Source organism: Anabaenopsis tanganyikae CS-531, assembly GCF_029891675.1.
Classification (GTDB): domain Bacteria; phylum Cyanobacteriota; class Cyanobacteriia; order Cyanobacteriales; family Nostocaceae; genus Anabaenopsis; species Anabaenopsis arnoldii.
Genome location: NZ_JANQDF010000043.1, coordinates 18405 through 36582, shown reverse-complemented (window position 1 = coordinate 36582; position 18178 = coordinate 18405). Strand labels below are relative to the sequence as shown.

At 42.2% G+C, this 18178-nt stretch carries 16 protein-coding genes and 2 pseudogenes; 6 read left to right on the top strand and 12 right to left on the bottom strand.

From position 1 onward, the window contains the following. Positions 1-509 (bottom strand): reverse transcriptase N-terminal domain-containing protein (locus tag NWP22_RS04705; protein WP_280801583.1); only part of this gene is annotated, 509 nt, incomplete at its 3' end. Positions 510-1254: 745 nt separating this feature from the next. On the opposite strand from NWP22_RS04705, the gene NWP22_RS04700 reads away from it, so the two are divergent. Together NWP22_RS04700 and NWP22_RS04695 are read left to right on the top strand one after the other, a co-directional pair. After that, on the top strand, positions 1255-2904 hold the full coding sequence (locus NWP22_RS04700) for a Ppx/GppA phosphatase family protein (protein ID WP_271733312.1): 1650 nt from the start codon (positions 1255-1257) through the stop codon (positions 2902-2904). A gap of 342 nt (positions 2905-3246) precedes the next feature. Then, positions 3247-3450, top strand: a complete 204-nt coding sequence (locus NWP22_RS04695) for a hypothetical protein (RefSeq protein WP_271733315.1) — start codon at positions 3247-3249, stop codon at positions 3448-3450. A 400-nt stretch (positions 3451-3850) separates the two neighbouring features. Here NWP22_RS04695 and NWP22_RS04690 read toward each other — a convergent pair whose 3' ends face one another. Both NWP22_RS04690 and NWP22_RS04685 read right to left on the bottom strand, forming a co-directional pair. After that, positions 3851-4225 (bottom strand): hypothetical protein, encoded by a 375-nt coding sequence (locus NWP22_RS04690; protein ID WP_271733316.1) that lies wholly within the window; start codon positions 4223-4225, stop codon positions 3851-3853. A 24-nt stretch (positions 4226-4249) separates the two neighbouring features. Continuing rightward, entirely contained in the window at positions 4250-4591 is a 342-nt protein-coding gene (locus tag NWP22_RS04685) for a hypothetical protein (protein ID WP_271733317.1), read from the bottom strand. Between the two features lie 18 nt (positions 4592-4609). On the opposite strand from NWP22_RS04685, the gene NWP22_RS04680 reads away from it, so the two are divergent. Then, entirely contained in the window at positions 4610-4747 is a 138-nt protein-coding gene (locus NWP22_RS04680) for a hypothetical protein (RefSeq protein ID WP_271733318.1), read from the top strand. Between the two features lie 3 nt (positions 4748-4750). On the opposite strand, the gene NWP22_RS04675 is transcribed toward NWP22_RS04680, so the two are convergent. Next, on the bottom strand, positions 4751-5092 hold the full coding sequence (locus tag NWP22_RS04675) for a hypothetical protein (RefSeq protein WP_271733319.1): 342 nt from the start codon (positions 5090-5092) through the stop codon (positions 4751-4753). Between the two features lie 675 nt (positions 5093-5767). Between NWP22_RS04675 and NWP22_RS04670 the strand changes: the two genes are divergently transcribed. After that, entirely contained in the window at positions 5768-6787 is a 1020-nt protein-coding gene (locus NWP22_RS04670; protein WP_271734707.1) for a DMT family transporter, read from the top strand. Between the two features lie 142 nt (positions 6788-6929). Here NWP22_RS04670 and NWP22_RS04665 read toward each other — a convergent pair whose 3' ends face one another. Further along, on the bottom strand, positions 6930-7385 hold the full coding sequence (locus NWP22_RS04665) for a DUF2141 domain-containing protein (RefSeq protein WP_271734710.1): 456 nt from the start codon (positions 7383-7385) through the stop codon (positions 6930-6932). Between the two features lie 169 nt (positions 7386-7554). Here NWP22_RS04665 and NWP22_RS04660 point away from each other — a divergent pair, with 169 nt between their 5' ends. Beyond that, the gene (locus tag NWP22_RS04660) at positions 7555-8451 is read left to right on the top strand and encodes a S66 peptidase family protein (protein WP_271734713.1); all 897 of its coding nucleotides are present in this window, start codon (positions 7555-7557) and stop codon (positions 8449-8451) included. On the opposite strand, the gene NWP22_RS04655 is transcribed toward NWP22_RS04660, so the two are convergent. Then, on the bottom strand, positions 8448-10043 hold the full coding sequence (locus tag NWP22_RS04655) for an Hsp70 family protein (protein ID WP_271734715.1): 1596 nt from the start codon (positions 10041-10043) through the stop codon (positions 8448-8450). The two genes, NWP22_RS04660 and NWP22_RS04655, sit on opposite strands and share 4 nt — an antisense overlap. Positions 10044-10483: 440 nt before the next feature. Between NWP22_RS04655 and NWP22_RS04650 the strand changes: the two genes are divergently transcribed. After that, the gene (locus tag NWP22_RS04650) at positions 10484-11314 is read left to right on the top strand and encodes a glycosyltransferase family 2 protein (protein WP_271734717.1); all 831 of its coding nucleotides are present in this window, start codon (positions 10484-10486) and stop codon (positions 11312-11314) included. A gap of 28 nt (positions 11315-11342) precedes the next feature. Here NWP22_RS04650 and NWP22_RS04645 read toward each other — a convergent pair. From NWP22_RS04645 to surE, 6 genes and pseudogenes are all read right to left on the bottom strand, one after another. Beyond that, positions 11343-11456, bottom strand: a pseudogene (locus tag NWP22_RS04645) (pentapeptide repeat-containing protein); the annotation flags it as partial. Continuing rightward, positions 11455-11609 (bottom strand): annotated as a pseudogene (locus NWP22_RS04640) (coproporphyrinogen III oxidase); the annotation flags it as partial. The pseudogenes NWP22_RS04645 and NWP22_RS04640, both read right to left, overlap by 2 nt. A 37-nt stretch (positions 11610-11646) precedes the next feature. Then, positions 11647-12723, bottom strand: a complete 1077-nt coding sequence (locus NWP22_RS04635) for an NAD(P)H-dependent flavin oxidoreductase (protein ID WP_271734720.1) — start codon at positions 12721-12723, stop codon at positions 11647-11649. A 139-nt stretch (positions 12724-12862) separates the two neighbouring features. Beyond that, positions 12863-15652: a preprotein translocase subunit SecA gene (secA, locus tag NWP22_RS04630; RefSeq protein WP_271734722.1), complete on the bottom strand. Its 2790-nt coding sequence runs from the start codon at positions 15650-15652 to the stop codon at positions 12863-12865. Between the two features lie 423 nt (positions 15653-16075). Continuing rightward, on the bottom strand, positions 16076-17098 hold the full coding sequence (locus tag NWP22_RS04625) for a bifunctional riboflavin kinase/FAD synthetase (RefSeq protein WP_271734723.1): 1023 nt from the start codon (positions 17096-17098) through the stop codon (positions 16076-16078). Positions 17099-17272: 174 nt separating this feature from the next. Next, positions 17273-18070 (bottom strand): 5'/3'-nucleotidase SurE, encoded by a 798-nt coding sequence (gene surE, locus NWP22_RS04620; RefSeq protein WP_271734725.1) that lies wholly within the window; start codon positions 18068-18070, stop codon positions 17273-17275. Positions 18071-18178: the final 108 nt, after the last annotated feature.

Below are 18178 nucleotides of genomic sequence, written 5' to 3'. Positions count from 1 at the left end.
CTGATAGCATTGAGTATTGCTTGTATGGCATCATGACATGAGCGCCCTGGTCTAAATCCGTATGAATTAGGTTCAAACTTGGCTTCCCATTCTGGCTCTAAAGCTAGTTTGACAAGCGCTTGTAATGCCCTATCATACATTGTAGGTATTCCTAGAGGTCTTTTCTCATCCCTTCCAGGTTTGTCTATCCAGACTCTTCTGGTTGGTTTGGGTTTAGACCCTATTTTTAACTCTTCTACCAATTCCAGTCTTTCATTAGGTGATAAAGCTTTCACTCCATCTACCCCTGCGGTTTTCTTTCCTTGGTTATCTTGAGTTACCCTACGTGTTGCCAAAGCTTTGGCTGACCAGGATTTCATCAGCACCTTTTGGAGTCCACGAACAACCTTGACATTACCACGGGCTGAGGCTTGATAAATTCGTTTTTGGATTTTGTAAACACGACGTTCTAACTGTTTCCAGTAAATCGTGTTCCATTCTACCGTAGTCTTTACACTCGTTTTAGACATAATTCCTACTTGAGACTTTATCATCCATATCACCGTGAATCTGTCAGCATATCTTAGGCATTACCCTAAGCGTTCGCTTCTGACTCAATCTTCCCCACTTGCAGCATCCGGTTAGCACCTACTTTTAGATTCGACCTTCTAAAAGAGCTAACAAGGGGGTTACTTCGTTCCGTGTGTCCATTCTGTGTACCTTTAGAGTGATGCTATACGCCGGGTTTATCGGAAGTGCGTAACGGTCTAACATAAAATAGCCGTTTCCTTATCCTTTACCTTTTGGTTCCAGCCTGTCAGCCTTATTTGGCTTGGTTATCTATTTACGACGCTTCAGACACATCTTGGGATATCTTACTCGTGGGTACTTTGCTTGGCGTGTACCAGGTTAGGCTACCAGTAGGAACGCCTTTTCTCCCTGCTTTACAGATTGATGGCTAGTCGCTACCATAAGGGAGATGCTGTCACCCTTGCACCTAGGGGGTAGGATTCACACCTACATGAACACGCAGTTGTAAGAATCTGGTTTTCACCAGCCTTACCTTCCGTCCCTGAGCATTTCTACTCATTTAGGAAGAACGAATCGCACTTACATCTATAGAATAACTTTATTTGGTATTTATAGAAGTAGAACCTGTGACTGACAACGGTAAACATTCTTAGCTCAGACAGGCTTTGTACATAGTTCAGAGTAAGAAGAGATTGATTTTGTTGTAACGCACCATTTTTTAGTCCTTCAACGAGAGAAAACTAGATGCTGAATTTAGTTTCAGCTAACTGGGAAAGTGTTAGCACTGAACCAGTTAAGCAAAACCGGATTATTGCTGCTATTGACATGGGAACAAATTCTCTGCACATGGTAGTAGTAAAGATTGACCCGACCTTACCAGCTTTCAGCATTATTGCCAAAGAAAAAGAAACTGTCAGGCTGGGTAATCGTGACCTGACCACTGGAGAACTCAAACCAGAAAACATTCATAAGGCTATTACCGCACTCAGACGCTTTCAAGAAGTCGCTAAAACCGCCAATGCTGAAACAATCATAGCTGTAGCCACAAGCGCTGTGAGGGAGGCCCCCAATGGTAGAGATTTTTTACACCAGGTAAAAGAAGAATTAGGCCTAAGCGTTGACTTGATTTCTGGTCAAGAAGAAGCCCGTCGCATCTACTTGGGTGTACTTTCGGGGCTGGAATTTGATCAGCAACCCCACATAATCATTGATATTGGTGGCGGTTCTACAGAGTTGATTTTAGCAGATAGCCAAGAAGCCCGCACTCTGAGCAGTACAAAAGTCGGCGCAGTACGACTCACCAGTGAGTTAATCACCACCCAACCCATCAGCGATGTCCAGTTTCAATATCTCCAAGCCTATACAAGGGGAATTTTAGAACGTTCTGTTGAGGATGTATTAGCAAATATCCATCCTGGGGAATCTCCCCGTTTAGTGGGAACCTCCGGGACGATTGAAACCCTGGCGATGATTCATGCGCGAGAAAATTTAGGTATTCTTCCCTCTACCCTCAATGGCTACCAATTCACCCTCAAGGATTTGCGGGTTTGGGTAAATCGGTTACGCAAAATGACCAACTCAGAAATATCTATTATCCCCGGTATGCCAGATAAGCGGTCAGAAGTGATATTGGCTGGTGCTGTCATCTTACAGGAAGCTATGACTTTGTTAGGTGTAGATTCAGTCACCTTGTGCGGACGCGCCCTCAGAGAGGGGGTAATTGTAGATTGGATGCTATCCCACGGTTTGATTGAAGATAAACTGCGCTATCAAAGTTCCATACGCCAGCGGAGTGTTCTCAAACAGGCTGACAAGTATGATATCAATTTGGAACACAGCGATCGCGTGGCCTTATTTGCCTTAAGTTTATTTGACCAAACCCAAGGAAAGTTACACCAATGGGGAGCCGCGGAGCGACAACTGTTATGGGCGGCGGCTTTATTGCATAATTGTGGGCATTATATCAGCCATTCGTCTCATCACAAACATTCTTACTATTTGATTCGCAATGGTGAATTACTCGGCTACACTGAAACCGAAATTGAAATTATTGCCAATTTAGCCCGTTACCACCGCAAATCACCCCCCAAGAAAAAACATGACTATTACCGTAACTTGGTTAGTAAACAGGATCGACAAATCGTCAACCAACTCAGCGCCCTGTTGAGAATAGCCGTTGCACTAGATCGGCGACAAATTGGTGCGATCGCTCGCGTCCAATGTCTGTATAATCCCGGTAAAGGAGAGTTACAGATGTTACTATTTCCCTCTGAACCTGATGATGACTGTTCTTTAGAACTTTGGAGTATAGATTATAAAAAACCAGTTTTTGAAGATGAGTTCAATCTAAAATTGGTACCTCTTTTACAATCGTCTCATTTTTCCCGAATATAGTTTACAGAAGATATTTTTGTGCGTTAAACTGATTTAGCGCACCTACCAATCCATCTCAGGGAACACCAGAAAATCAATGTTTCATCTGGTGTAAGTTTATCATTCAACCTTGGGCATTGCACTCAGATATCAGTCTAAATCCCTCCCCCTCATGTGTGAGGAACGGGTAAAACCAGCAGGGCATCACCAGAAATTATTGAATATTTTTAATCTGAAAGTCAATCCCTCAAGACAATAACTTTGTCATAGAGGTGAAGATGAACTGCTTCCACTGAGTTTGGATACATCAAAAATACTTAGTAAACTGACCCTTCTGAACACCCTTCAATGAGACTTGTGGTTATGGATAGAAGTAGACCAAACTTAGAAGAAGTCCTCGCTTATCTAGAAGCTGAAATGGATGAATATAATCAACAGTTCTATACAGAACCAGATAGGAATAATCAAGTGGTATCTAGTATGAATCGAGATTTGGTAGAACGTTATGAACTGGGTACAAATGAAGAATATTCTCAAGAACTAGATGCAGAACTTGAGCTAAAATAACCGAAATCGAATAAATAGGTTAAACACATCATATTCTGCTAATCATCGGCAGTATTTATGCAATTTCTAATCAGGGCTGCTCTACTACTTCCAATTTAATTTCTTTGGGAATAATTTTTAGGAATAACTGAAATTTAGCCTCAGCTATTTAAGGATAAGATATACAATCCCAGTTATTCATGTGAATCACCCAATTAGGTATTTACAGCACTTTTAAAGTAAATAAAGTACACACCTTAAGATCATAAATATTGTGGGGTGGGCATCGGTGCCCGCCCTTGTGTTCCTCACTCACATAAAATGCGCTGTATTTACTAAAGATAAATAATTCAGCCTTTATTAATATATTTATTATTGAGTAGAGTTTAATAGTAGTTAAACCCTGCTCAATAACTGTTTCTTAGAGAGAAAAATTCTTTGGTGTCTTTACATTAACAGGAACAACTATGCTATTTTTAATAGTTGGACCATTTACAGCAGTACTATTACCTGCATTACCCCTGATTTCGTGGAGTACCTCTTGATGCTGTCTAACATTCCCATTATTACCAGTATTCACTTGTACTGCTGTCGAAGAACTAGTATTTCCTGTACAAGCTGCTGGACTGTACATTTGCACATTAGAAGTTTGTCTGGCGGGAGTTGGAGACATATTAAGTTGAACCCCCACATGAGATATAACGCACTGTGCGAATGCGGCGCTGGTAGCAAAACTAGCAACTGTTAAACAAACACCAAAAGATAGGACACCAAGATATAAATCTTGATATTTCATCTAAGTTCTCCCGGATTTTTTACATTAATTACAAAGGACTGATACTTTACTACTGTGATGTCTGTATCTACCATTCCTGGTGACTTGTCTGCTTTCTTGGGTAAGAATACTACCTGATTTTTGACAGGTGTTTCTGAATAAAGTGTTGACATCGTTAATATGAAAATTTCCATTCATATAGATTTCAGTCTCAGGAGCATGGAGCTTTGCACTTCCCGGTAAATCTGGAAATATTTCCAGATTTCCCCGTAAATCTTGACGAATTCTCATTCTCCCTATGTGCATATCTATTTCACCTATTTGAGTAACAACAGGGAGAAATAAGCTAACAGAAATTAGCAGTGAGGAAAATTTGTAAATCTGCATAGGATATCCCCATCAAGTATGGCTGAAGCAAGCGGTAGCTATCAGAAAAAGTCTAGGGTAAAGTATAGTGTGGCTATCACCTTTACCCTATTAATTTTAGAAGCAGCCACCGAATTTAACTTAAATAATTTGGGGATGTTTGCTAATTATTCATAGTCATCAATGGTGTCTTTTCTGGGGATAAATAGGTCGGCGTATCCCTTGGTTGATTTTTTGGTTCTGTTGAGAAGCGCTATTAATACAAACATTACCGATACCGTGGGTCTCACACATCTGATGGATGACTTGACCGCTAGCATTGCTACCATAACTACCAGCATCACCTGCGAAGTGTTGATTAATTTGATTAGCCTTATTTACGCTAAGGTTGTGATTCCCAGTGGTAATATTAGTCTGATTAATTATTTGAGCATTATTACTGTCTCCAGTTTGAGCATTAGCAGCAGTAGGAGCAAATGCGATCGCACTTACAGTGAACAAACCGATAATAAATTTATTCATGAACAACTCTACAAATTTCAATGTCTCATTGATCCATTAGCTCTGATTAGCTGGCTGTGGTAGCCTGAATCTCAGCTATTAAGAATAAATAATAATAACAATTCTAGCAGTAGTCAAGCCAAATTAATACAAATTATAAACCACAGTGTTGCATAGATATTCTCAACATATCTACGTTAATTTATTGTCGATAATACCGTTAAAAATTAGAACATAAAAATGAATTTATGAGATGATTTATTAGATATAGAATCTTAAATAATATGCGTTAAATATTATCTATCTAAAGAAATAATTTTCGGTTCTTCAGTACCTAATATGCTAAATTGTTTTGATAAAATCCGAAAAAGCTTACCGTATAAGGGAAATAATGTTGGTTATTGAAGAAAATGCCTGAATATTCCTTCTTAATCTCTGTTCCCTGTTCCCTGTTCCCTGTTCCCTCGAACCAGTTGTTAAATTAGCATAACAAGTACGGTAGAGCCTAATTTTCTAATTTAGTGAATAAAATCCAGATGATTGAGTATTAATTAATCACAGAAATCAGGATTTGCTGAAAATTTATGGAAGAGAAAATCAAATCCCCTGGATACTAAGGGAACACAAAACTACATAATTATGTAAAATTGTGTAAAGTAATTGTAGTATTTATAAAACGAAGGCATCAACAAACCCATGCAACTGAAACTCAGTGCATCTAAATTTCCCCCGGCTCCCTTAGTTTTAATCGCCCCGTTTTTCCTGTGGGGAACAGCAATGGTAGCCATGAAAGGAGTCATAGCCGACACTACACCCCTATTTATGGCAGCTGTGCGATTGTTACCAGCAGGGGTGTTAATTTTAATTACAGCAACAATGATGGGTAAACCCCAGCCCAAAGGTTGGTTAGCATGGCTATGGATTATTTTATTTGCCTTGGTAGATGGGGCATTATTTCAAGGCTTTTTGGCAGAGGGACTAGTTAGAACTAGTGCTGGGTTAGGGTCTGTAATGATTGACTCCCAACCTTTAGCGGTGGCTTTGTTGTCCTTGTGGCTATTCCAAGAACACATTGGTTTGTGGGGATGGCTGGGGTTGGGACTGGGAGTGATCGGTATTAGTTTAATTGGTTTACCCCATGAGTTGATTTTTCAGTTTTTTGATCCCAATGTCAATGCAAGCATTGGGAATTGGCAAGATGTATTGAGTAGTGGTGAATGGTTAATGCTGTTAGCCGCCCTCTCCATGGCTGTGGGAACGGTGATGATTCGGTTTGTCTGTAGATATGCTGACCCGGTAATGGCCACAGGATGGCACATGATTTTGGCGGGATTACCGTTGTGGGGTATTTCATCGGTAGTAGAATCTCACCAGTGGCAGAATCTCACTATCTCTGAATGGATGGCTTTAGGTTATGCTACAGTTTTTGGTAGTGCGATCGCCTATGGATTATTTTTCTACTTTGCTTCTAGTGGTAGTTTAACTAGTCTGAGTTCTCTAACCTTTCTCACTCCAGTTTTTGCCCTCTTATTTGGTAATCTTATCCTCTCAGAAGTTCTCACCCCGTTACAGTGGGTGGGAGTAGGACTAACTTTAATCAGCATTTATCTAATTAACCAAAGGGATAACTGGCGCGGTGAAAATCAGAAGGTAACCGTGTCAGAAGAAGCTACACAGCAATCAGCAGTTTTAGAAACATCTATTCATGGAAGGTGAATAACAGCCACAAACAATTAACAATTAACATTTTGTAGTGGAGACTTAGGGTGAGTTAGAAGTACAATTACAACATAGAAGATTTTCCACCGCGCCGTAACTAACTGCTAACCCACCCGACATTTCCACTTAAAAACAAAACTCAAAAATATTTCATCTGAACTTGGATAACTGTATTTGGCCCTGCTAACAAAAAAGCAGCGTCTTTAAATTTAGGAGCACTGGTACGAACTTCTGGGTTTCTGGAAAACCCAAAACCTTCCGTGGGGATACCCAGGTAATTAACATTGAGGATTTGATCTTGATTCTGATCATGGATAACAGCTACAGCATAAGTACCAGGTTGTAAGTTATCAAAGGTAATTTTTGAGGATGTTTCGGAAATCTTAGTACACTTACTTTTAACTACACCATCATTATTATTGGGAAATCCTTTACTATTAGCAAATATGGTTACACACACCAGTCCCTGTGTGTTTCGCAATCCATCAACTCCTACAGTGAGTTTACCCGGTAAAACCGCACTGGCGGTGGATGTCCAGGCCGGATTTCCGATGAATGCAAGTAGCAACAGACTCAGCCCCAATTTATTTATCATAGGTATTCATCATAGGTTGTGTTGAAAGTACGTACAGTTTGGCATTACAGCACTTTTCAAGTAAATCAAGTACACATCTTAACATCATAAATCTTGTGGGGTGGGCATTCTCCCCGCCCTTGTTTACTAAACAAGCACAAAGCACACAAAAAAAATTACAGTTTCAATTATGCAATCTCACATATTACCCCCTCCCCTGCAACCTGGTGACTTATTAAAGGTAATTGCTCCTAGTGGTGCGTTGCGAGAATTACCAGCATTGTCAAGGGGTGTAGAAATTTGGCGATCGCGTGGTTATCAAGTGGAAATTATCGCTAATGTAGCTGATAAGTGGGGATATTTAGCACAAACAGACGAAATTCGCCGCCAACAGCTAACCCAAGCCTGGGAAGATCCAGCTTGTCGTGGTATCCTCTGCACTAGGGGGGGATTTGGTAGCACCCGGATTTTGGAAAATTGGACTTGGAACCTCAACGGTAGACCACCCAAATGGCTGATAGGATTTTCTGATATTACAGCTTTGCTATGGAGTCTTTACACAGCAGGTATTTCTAGTCTTCATGCTCCTGTACTGACGACTTTAGGAAATGAACCAGATTGGTCAATTGGGCGATTATTCGATGTTGTCGAAGGTCGTTCTATTCCTCCCCTCAAAGGTCGTCCTTGGGGTGGTGGAATGGCCACCGGTCTGTTCTTACCAGGTAATATTACTGTTGCTACTCATCTTTTAGCTACATCAATATTACCGGAGTTGGATGGTGTGATTTTAGCATGGGAGGATGTGACAGAAGCACCCTACCGCATTGACCGCATGGTTACCCAGTGGCGTTTAAGCGGTCTGTTGTCAAAGGTTCGTGGTCTTGCTTTGGGGGGCTTTACTCAATGCGAAGCATCGCCTGGTATACCTAGCTTCAGTGTTGAAGAAGTCCTCCGCGATCGCCTGGGTGATTTGGGTATTCCCATTGTATCTGATTTACCCTTCGGCCATGACAGTCCCAATGCGGCTTTACCTGTGGGCGTATTAGCAACTTTAGACGCAGACCAGGGGATTTTGACTTTCAACTAACTGAGTTGGGCGACTAGTTGATTTTCTAACAGAGTGTCATTAGTTAACAAGTCCTCCACTGTAATGCGCAAAAAACGTTGTTCATCAACTTGAAACAAAACCTTAATGCGATCGCTTCCCGGATATCCTGGTGGTACGAGTTGGGCGATGGTTCTCGCACCAGCTTGATCATTGAGGGGTTTCACACTGGTAACACCCGCTTCTAAACGGCGAGTAATCAAGCGATCGCCGTCAAAATAAACTTCCGTACTACCTGTGTGAGAACCCAATTCCCCAATAATTAATTCAATGCTGGGTTGGTTTTCTACAGACGCGCCTAAAACTAATTCTACCGCCTCACTCATGGGGTACGCCTGCCCCGATTTAATAATCGAATGCCAATTATGACGGTTTTGGCGGCGGTCCCAATAGCGGACACCATAACTATGATAGAGAAAGTCTTTGATTTCCATCCCTTGGGCTAACTGTAACGCACCTTGAGCGATCGCTTCAAAGGGACGGTCACAGCGGATTTTTTCCCCTGGAAAATACTGTTTTACCCATGTCTGCACTGCTGGTAATTGTACAGTCCCACCCACTAACAAAACGGCGTTAATATCTGTAACTTCTATGCCCTGTCGTCGCGCTTGTTGTAATAAACTGGTCATTGACTCATCTAATTGGGCAAAAAATCCCTTTTCTTCCAGGATGTTGTCAAATATTTCCCGGTTTAATGACAATTCATAGCTCTCTAACTTCTCGTCGTCAAAATAAACTTCACTAGCTTGGTTTTGAGTTGATAGCTGGATTTTTACCCGTTCGGCTAATCTTGTGGTTAAGGGAGTTACCGCTAGTCCTTGAGTTTTAGCAAAGTAATCTACTAACCAATCATCTATATCATTACCCCCCAGATTTTGCCCGGCTTTGGCTAGTACACGGGCTGTTTTAGGTTTTTGGCTGGAATTGTCACCCAGGGATTTATTACCCCATTTTAGGAGGAATCCTACAGGTTTTTTAGTTGGCAAACTTGGATCTAAGCGCACTAGAGACAAGTCTAATGTACCACCGCCAAAGTCAACCACTAAGAGAATTTCTCGGTCTGCTAAATCGTAACCCAAAGCCGCGGCTGTTGGTTCGTCTAACATCTGCACCTTTTCCACCGGGAGGGCTTGACAAACTTGGCTTAACCAGTGACGATAGGCTTCAAAGCTGTCTACCGGTACTGTTAAGACCAGAGAATCTAACCCTCCTTCCATCGGTGCTAATTGTGCAATTAATTTATTTAAGAATAATTGCCCTACTTGCTCAAAGGTGACATTCTCCCCATCTATTTCTGGGAGGAAACCTTGAACATCCGCACCAATTCCCCGCTTGAAGCTGCGGAAGAATCTTGTTTCGTTCTTGAGGTCAAAACCGCCGTCGCGTACTTCTTGCCCTACTAATACTTTACCCTGTTGTATTTGTTCTATGTATACTAGGCTGGGAATAACTGGGGGGTTGAGGCTGTGCTGAGTTGATAAACCGGGTATGGTCAGGGTTTCTGGCCGCTGGGTGACCGGGTTCCAGCGGGCTATAACTGTGTTACTTGTACCAAAATCGATTGCGATCGCCATATTTGATAATTGTTTCACCCAAAGACGCAAAGGCGCAAAGTATTGTTTTCAGTAAAATGATTTTCGCATATCTTTACAGTGCGATTGTCGTCTGCTTATATGCCTAGTTAAAAAAAGCCTGACTGGCATCATATCCTATAAAAGATAATGTTATATATTTTACTTTGATTACCTTAATTGCTTGCTAGTCTTCAGCCTTGAGATAGAAGAGTAAACAAAACCAAAAAGTTACATTCTTGAGCTATGTACTATTTTATTGTGCATTTTTCCAGTTAGATATTACGTAAGTGTCGGGTGCTTTACTTGATTGACGCAATTTATGCACTTGAACGCACCATACCCATAAGCAATTTATGTAATTCCAGAAAATGCACATTTTTAGTTCATGAGTCCATTGAAAATTCTCAAATATCAAATAGGCGTTGTGGAGATTGGTAAAAGTGAAATCTTATTTAGCAGGATTTTTAGCTCAACCACAGGTACAAGCCCATATTTATGATCAGAATATTATGAAAGTTGCAATTGTTATTGAGGCTCATTATAATTTAAATTCTCTGTCTTCTGTGCTGGAAGATATTCGCAAACAGAAATTATATCAGACAAAAATTGATATTTACGTTGTAGATAATGCTTTAGATGAATTTACTCAAGCTTATTTACAAAAATTTGACTTTACTCAAATTACATTTTTGCAACCGGAACAAAAATTAGCTGATCATGAGGGCTTATATTATGGGTTACAATTTGTCAGTAAGCTGAAATACGATTACATCTGGCTACTTGACAGTGATGTACGTCTAGATCCTTTGGCTCTCACCACGCTAATTACAACTTTACAAGAGTATAATGAAGTTGGTTTAGTGTGTTCTCAGGTTTATGAGCGCAAAGAACCTAAAACTATTCAAGAATTTGGTAACTTTATTAATAGTAATTACCCACAATCAACAACCAATTTTGCCAAGCAAGATAATATCTTAGGCGAAGAATTATTACATAATAAAGCTTATATTCAGGTAGAGTATTGTGCTGCTAAATCTGTTCTGTTGCCATATCAAGTTGTGCAGCATCTTGGAGTATGTAAAGATTTTGGTGTTAACTTTAAAAGTACAGATTTGTGTATGCAAGTGCAAAAAGCAGGTTGGATTATTGCTGTTAATCCTAGTTCAATTATTTGGCATAATTCACCTGATTTAGAACTATGGAGTTGGATTAATTATGATCATAAATACAGTTTCTACTATTGGCAAAAGTACAGACCAGACCTTTTTTAGTCACAGGCAGTTTTGCTAAATGTCATTTTTAATCATGAATCCTACCATCAGGCATGATAGCACCCTCTAGGTCAGCATTTGTTAAAATCGCGCCTGTTAAATCCGCACCTTTTAGATTTGCGCGTCGTAAAATGGCGGTTGTCGTACACTAAGTTAAACTCGATATAGCCCCCCGTCGGTATAGTTGAAACTGCCTTTGGCGATCGCCATACTCCATTCCCTGCCGCCGTTGTACAATGGGCAAATAAGCCGGTAGAAATCCTTGACCGCAATCCTGCAGGAAAGCAAAAGTATCCCCAGTCCTGAGTCAGGAGAGGAGTTAGGTTATGGTGCTAGCTTTGAGCAGTTAAATCTGCCATCAGTTCGGCAACAGAGATAATTTTCTGCGTACAACTCACATTAGCCCCAGAAAAAATTAGACCATGTTCCACGTCCCCACGGGCGGCTTGAGCCAATGCATTCAGCAAGCAGTAAGTTTTACCTTGATCTCTAAACAGACAGGTTTCTAAACAGTTGGCAATACATCGCCGTTGCTGTGGCGAATCTGCCATAATCTCCTGTGTAAAATTATTGCGTAAAGCGCGGCTGGGTTTTCCTATGGGACTGGGGACAGTAACAATATCTTCAGGATTGGACTGCAGATGAAAATCTTTATAACAGGAATGGGCATCACATTCTATGGTCGTGACGAAGCGAGTACCGATTTGTACACCATCAGCCCCCATGGATAACATTTGATTAATATCCGTGCGATCGCTAATTCCACCTGTGACAATTAAAGGTATACTTACACCCATTTCACGGGCTAAATAATCCTGCACTTGGGAAATCACCAGCCCAATAGAAAACCCCGGGACAACGCTATCACATTGGCTAAAATGTCCCCCCACCTGCTGGCAATTTTCCACAATCAAAGCATCAGGTAAGCGATTGTAGAGACCCTTCCAAGTTTCACAAATCAGCCTTACCCCCTCCACATTAGCTATTGTAGGCACAAGAGCCACATCAGGAAAATCACTTGTATACTCTGGTAAATTTAAAGGTAAACCGCCCCCAGTAATAATCAGACTTGCCTTATGGGCGGCCGCCACCTGAGCCAAAACAGGGTAATCCTTAGTACCCACAATTATATTTACCCCAATCACCCCATGGGGGCTGATCATCCTGGCCTTGTTCAATTCATCAATTAAAGCCAGACGGTTAGCTGTAAAGAAAGTACTTTTTTTACGGTAGTTAAAATACGGAGAATCTAAACCCAAACCTAGAGAAGCAATCATTCCCACCCCGCCAGCATTAGCAACTGCGCCCGCTAATTTGGATCCAGACACCCGCACCGCCATAGCAGCTTGGATGATAGGATAACGGGCAATATGTTTACCAATCTGCAAAGGTTCGAGAATCGAAGTCATAATTTAGTAGAATTGCTCATTTAGTCACTAAATCATCTTATCATTCCAGTAAAACCAATTACACGTTCATCCATCAGACCCAAAAAAAAGACGCAGAAAAACATCTCTGCGCCTCTGGGACTTTGCCTACCAAAAAAACTTACACCATCTCAGAAGCCTGCACCCTAGGTTGAGCCTGAGGCTGGAACATAAACAGCGAGTAAACCACATCACGGCGGATGTTAACCATCATGTCCAAAAAGAGTTCATAACCCTCACTCTTATACTCAATCAACGGATCCTTTTGCCCATAACCGCGCAAACCCACAGACTCCCGCAAAGCATCCATTTGTTGCAAATGTTCCCGCCAGAGAGTATCAATACGCTGCAAGATAAAGAACCTTTCCGCTTGTCGCATCAGTCCCGGTTGAATCTGGTCAATTTGGGCTTCTTTGAGGTCGTAAGCAATTCGCACTTGTTCATGGAGGAATGCCTTCATCTCGGTTAAGGTCATATCCTCTAATTGATTTGCTTCCATATCCGCTAGCAGATAGACAAATTCCTTGACCTTATCCACCAACTTTTCTAATTCCCACTCTTCGGAGGGTAGGTCTGGGTTGATGTAGAAATCAACGATTTCATCCATAGTTTTTTCAGCATATTTGACCACCTGTTCTTTCAAGTCCTGACCTTCTAAAACCCGGCGGCGTTCCGCATAGATAGCGCGACGTTGGTTATTCATCACCTCGTCGTACTCAAACACCTGTTTACGGATGTCGTAGTAATAGGTTTCGACTTTTTTCTGTGCCCCTTCCAAGCTGCGGGTGAGCATCCCAGATTCAATGGGCATATCTTCTTCTACTTGGAAAGCATTCATTAACCCAGCGACGCGATCGCCCCCAAAAATCCGCAGTAAGTTATCTTCTAAACTGAGGAAGAACCTGGTCGAACCGGGGTCACCTTGTCGTCCGGCCCGTCCCCGCAATTGGTTATCAATGCGGCGTGACTCATGGCGTTCTGTACCAATGACGTGCAAACCGCCTAATGAAATCACTTCATCATGTTCGCGGTCAGTGAATTCTTCGTATTCCTGCTTCACCCGGTTGTAAGCTTCCCGTAACTTTTGAATTACAGGGTCATTGGTGGGGGCTTTTTCTGCTGCTATGGCTACCTTGTCTTCTGCTGCCAGTTCTGGTAAGCTGCGTTCACCATATTCGGCCACAGCCACCTCCACAGCCTCTTTTAATAACTGTTCGGTGTCTTTTGTCAATTGAGTCGGAAAAATTTCCGGTGAAGCTCTCCAAGTTTTGACTTTTTTACCGGGAACAAAACCTTGACCACCACCATGTCCAGAGGGTAACCCAGCTGCCCTTTGCACACCAAAGATATCTTCATTTTCCGGCATGACAATTCGCGGCATAAAATATTCCCGCAGCTTCAACCGTGCCATATACTCGGAGTTACCACCCAGGATAATATCTGTACCCCGCCCCGCCATGTTGGTGGCAATAGTTACAGCCCCTCTGCGTCCTGCCTGAGCGACTATTTCTGCTTCCCGTTCTACGTTTTCTGGGCGAGCGTTGAGAAGTTCGTGGGGAATCCCCTTCTGTTTTAGTAGCTGGCTGAGATATTCTGATTTTTCTACACTAGTAGTTCCTACTAGAACCGGCCTACCCAGTTGGTGCATTTCGGCACATTCACCGGCGATCGCTCGCCATTTACCAGGCTCAGTTTTAAAGACCATATCGGCCAAATCTTGACGTTTCCTGGTGCGATTGGTGGGAATTACCGCCACTTCTAACTTATAGATTTTTTCAAATTCTGGCTCTTCGGTCTTAGCCGTTCCTGTCATCCCGCCGAGTTTAGGATACAGCAAGAACAAATTTTGATAAGTAATTGTTGCCAGGGTTTGAGTTTCCGGCTGAATATCTACGTGTTCTTTAGCTTCAATTGCTTGGTGTAGACCATCACTCCAACGTCTTCCCGGTAAGACGCGCCCGGTAAATTCATCCACAATTACCACTTCGCCGTTACGGACGATGTAGTTTACATCCTTGAGGAACAGTTCCTTAGCTTTAATAGCATTGAACATGAAATGCGCCCAGGGGTCTTCCGGGTCAAATAAATCTGTAACTCCCAAAAGATGTTCTGATTCTGCAAACCCTTCATCAGTTAACAGTACGTTTCGAGCCTTTTCATCTACCTCATAATGCTCATCTTTTTTCAGACTGAAGGCAATTTCAGCAGCGCGGAGGTATTTTTCCGTAGGTCTTTCTACCTGTCCAGAAATAATCAGGGGTGTTCGCGCCTCATCAATTAAAATCGAGTCTACCTCGTCAATTACACAATAGTTGAAGGGGCGTTGTACAACATCCGCCATGGATGTGGCCATATTGTCCCGTAGGTAGTCAAAGCCCACTTCACTATTAGTCACATAGGTGATGTCACACTCATAGTTTTTCTTGCGTTCACTGGGAATCATGCTGGACTGAATTAGCCCCACACTTAGACCCAGAAACCGATGCACCTGTCCCATCCATTCAGCATCCCGACGAGCCAGGTAATCGTTCACGGTAACCACGTGTACACCCTTACCAGTTAGAGCATTTAAATAACTCGGTAAAGTAGCAACTAGAGTTTTACCCTCCCCGGTTTTCATTTCGGCAATTTGTCCAGAGTGCAGGATAACACCGCCCAACAGCTGGACATCAAAATGTCGCAACCCCAAGACTCGCCGTCCGGCTTCCCTGACCACAGCAAAGGCTTCTGGCAGAATATCATCGAGTGTTTCGCCCTTACCAAGACGCTGTTGAAATTCTGCTGTTTTGCCTTTTAAATCTTCGTCGCAAAGAGCTTGAATCTCTTCATCTAACAGGTTAATTTCACTAATGTAAGGTTGGTATTTTTTCAGCTTACGAGCGTTGGGGTCGCCCAACAAGAGTTTTAGCATGGCAGATTAGGGAACTAAATCAAGGGGTACGGAAAATAAAGTTTTTGTATTGATTATAAGAATTTAACCCAGTCCAGCCATTCAGGTTGTAGATGGGCATAAAATCAGAGTTAACTCAAAAACAAGAAAAAAGTAGATCCAATAAGTAATGGATTGGGTTGATTTCACATAGTGCTAAACCTCGATTCCAAGCCTGTATAGCTGCTCTGTGCGTGTTCAGCCAGTGGCAGCCTTTGTTGCTTGTTGACTGTGAGTTGAGTCTTGAATCTTAGCAGCATGATTGTATTTTACACTTAAATGCCAAGATGGTCTTGATTTGATGACTCCAGAGGAGGCTCTTCACACCTATATCTTAGTTATGAGATTACATAGGTGTGGAGGGCGGTAATTATTTCCGGAATAATAGAGATAATTCCCATTGAATTAGGTCAAATCAGCATTCACCCTGAAAACTTCCCTAGCAATATTACAGTCAAGTTGAATTTGTGTTTTCAGGTCTTCCAGAGAAGGAAATTTCTGTTCTGGGCGCAAAAAATCGACGATCCGCACAGTCAGTTTTTTGCCATATAAATCACCAGACCAATCGAATAGATGCACTTCCACAGACAAGTTACTACCATTGACTGTCGGGCGCTTACCGATATTCATCACACCCAATTTATCATGTATCGTAGTTGGGTCTGGTGTATCACCCATAATAGTAGCGCGGACGGCATATACACCGTGGCGGGGGACAAACTTGTCTGGTGGTAATTCCAGGTTGGCGGTGGGAAAACCGATAGTTCTGCCCATTTTTGCCCCTGCAATCACAGTACCAATGAGGGTATAAGGTCGTCCCAGTAGAAAGTTAGCGTTTTTAATCTCCCCACTTTCTAAATAGTGACGGATGAGTGAAGTGCTAATGGGAGTCTGTTGGGTGGGAGTATTGTCTGTATAAGTTTGCAAGGAAACAATAGTCACGGGGATATGGTGCTTCGCGGCTAGTAATTGCAAATCTTGAGCAGTACCACGACGCTGTTTACCAAAACAAAAATCTTCCCCAACACTAATTCGGCGACATTGGAGTTGTTGCACTAAAATTTTATCTACAAAATCTGTGGGAGATAAAGCAGATAATTCTTTGTCAAAGGGTAGCAGTACAAGTTGTTCTACTCCTAGAGAGCGCAATTGTTGGACTTTTTCATCCAGTGGTGTGAGCAAAGGTCTGGGTTGACCTGTAAAAAACTCCAGGGGATGGGGGTCAAAGGTGACAACTGTCGAGTATGTTTGTTCTTGTGGCTGGGTGTTCTCCCCATCCAATGCTGCGGGCAAAATTGGTTGAATAACTCTGTGATGTCCAAGATGCACACCGTCAAATTTGCCAAGAGCGACAGCAGTTGGTTTGAGCAGCTCTTCCGGTGAGGAAGCAACCCACAAAGAACACCCATTTTTAGACAAATTTAGCACGTGGATTCTGAGAATTTAGGTTGATTTAGCCATCAGTCACAAGCTACTTTACGGTCAGGGGTCTACAAAGTTGAGTCAGGTAGGCGATGGCGCTAATAGCTCTTGATCTCCAATCTAATCTAAAATCTACAATTGCTTAGAGTACAAACTTGATTCCAGACTGCTGATCATCACTCAAGTCAGAGGAAATTCCCAACTAGATAACTTGTCCAATCCTGTGGGATAGGTAAGATTATATTGTAATGGGGTAATGCTGATGTAGTTGTTGCGGATCACATGGACATCAATCGGCACATGATCAGATATATTTAAACCTTTGGGTGGTTCCACTTCTTCTAAAACTTCCCCAGTTAACCAATAGTAGATTTTACCACGGGGATCCACACGCTTGTCAAAAACGTCCACATAGCGCCGTACTCCCTGACGAGTAAAAGTCACCCCGGCGATTTTTTCCCAAGGTACAGGGGGAACGTTGACATTCAGCAACATCAATTCTGGTAAAGGATTTACCGCTAGTTTCTCTACAAGCATTTCGGCAAACCTAGCAGCAGGTTGAAAGTCTTTGGATGTATGGCTGGTAAGACTTAAAGCTATACTGGGAATACCTTCAATTACACCTTCCATAGCGGCGGAAACCGTACCAGAATAAAGAATTTCTGTGCCCAAATTTGCACCTTGATTAATGCCGGACAGAACTAAATCAGGGGGAGAATCTAACAAAGCCCACAGTGCCAATTTCACGCAATCTGAGGGAGTACCATCACAAGCCCAAGCATTGATGGCCGGATGAAAAACTGATTCGATCACTTCAGCGCGAATGGGTTGGTGCATGGTTAATCCATGTCCGGTTGCTGAACGCTCCCGATCTGGGCAAACTACACTTACATCATGTCCTGCTTCTGCCAAGCGGTCAGCTAGGGTACGAATACCTAAAGCAGAAACTCCGTCATCATTACTAATGAGTAATTTCATGGATCTTTTTATCAGTCATTTCTCAATATTGTATCCCTGTAGTATGAGGTAAAAAAAACTCTCACACAGCCAATCACCTCTAAACTAGTAAACGGAGGTTGGGTTTTG

Bases quoted from the DNA above. Each gene is read 5' to 3' on its own strand.
- NWP22_RS04685 (WP_271733317.1), bottom strand. From the start codon at position 4,591: ATGCAGATTTACAAATTTTCCTCACTGCTAATTTCTGTTAGCTTATTT.
- NWP22_RS04690 (WP_271733316.1), bottom strand. From the start codon at position 4,225: ATGAAATATCAAGATTTATATCTTGGTGTCCTATCTTTTGGTGTTTGT.
- NWP22_RS04655 (WP_271734715.1), bottom strand. From the start codon at position 10,043: ATGGCGATCGCAATCGATTTTGGTACAAGTAACACAGTTATAGCCCGC.
- NWP22_RS04680 (WP_271733318.1), top strand. From the start codon at position 4,610: ATGGCTGAAGCAAGCGGTAGCTATCAGAAAAAGTCTAGGGTAAAGTAT.
- NWP22_RS04635 (WP_271734720.1), bottom strand. From the start codon at position 12,723: ATGACTTCGATTCTCGAACCTTTGCAGATTGGTAAACATATTGCCCGT.
- NWP22_RS04675 (WP_271733319.1), bottom strand. From the start codon at position 5,092: ATGAATAAATTTATTATCGGTTTGTTCACTGTAAGTGCGATCGCATTT.
- NWP22_RS04700 (WP_271733312.1), top strand. From the start codon at position 1,255: ATGCTGAATTTAGTTTCAGCTAACTGGGAAAGTGTTAGCACTGAACCA.
- NWP22_RS04695 (WP_271733315.1), top strand. From the start codon at position 3,247: ATGGATAGAAGTAGACCAAACTTAGAAGAAGTCCTCGCTTATCTAGAA.
- NWP22_RS04660 (WP_271734713.1), top strand. From the start codon at position 7,555: ATGCAATCTCACATATTACCCCCTCCCCTGCAACCTGGTGACTTATTA.
- NWP22_RS04670 (WP_271734707.1), top strand. From the start codon at position 5,768: ATGCAACTGAAACTCAGTGCATCTAAATTTCCCCCGGCTCCCTTAGTT.
- secA (WP_271734722.1), bottom strand. From the start codon at position 15,652: ATGCTAAAACTCTTGTTGGGCGACCCCAACGCTCGTAAGCTGAAAAAA.
- surE (WP_271734725.1), bottom strand. From the start codon at position 18,070: ATGAAATTACTCATTAGTAATGATGACGGAGTTTCTGCTTTAGGTATT.
- NWP22_RS04665 (WP_271734710.1), bottom strand. From the start codon at position 7,385: ATGATAAATAAATTGGGGCTGAGTCTGTTGCTACTTGCATTCATCGGA.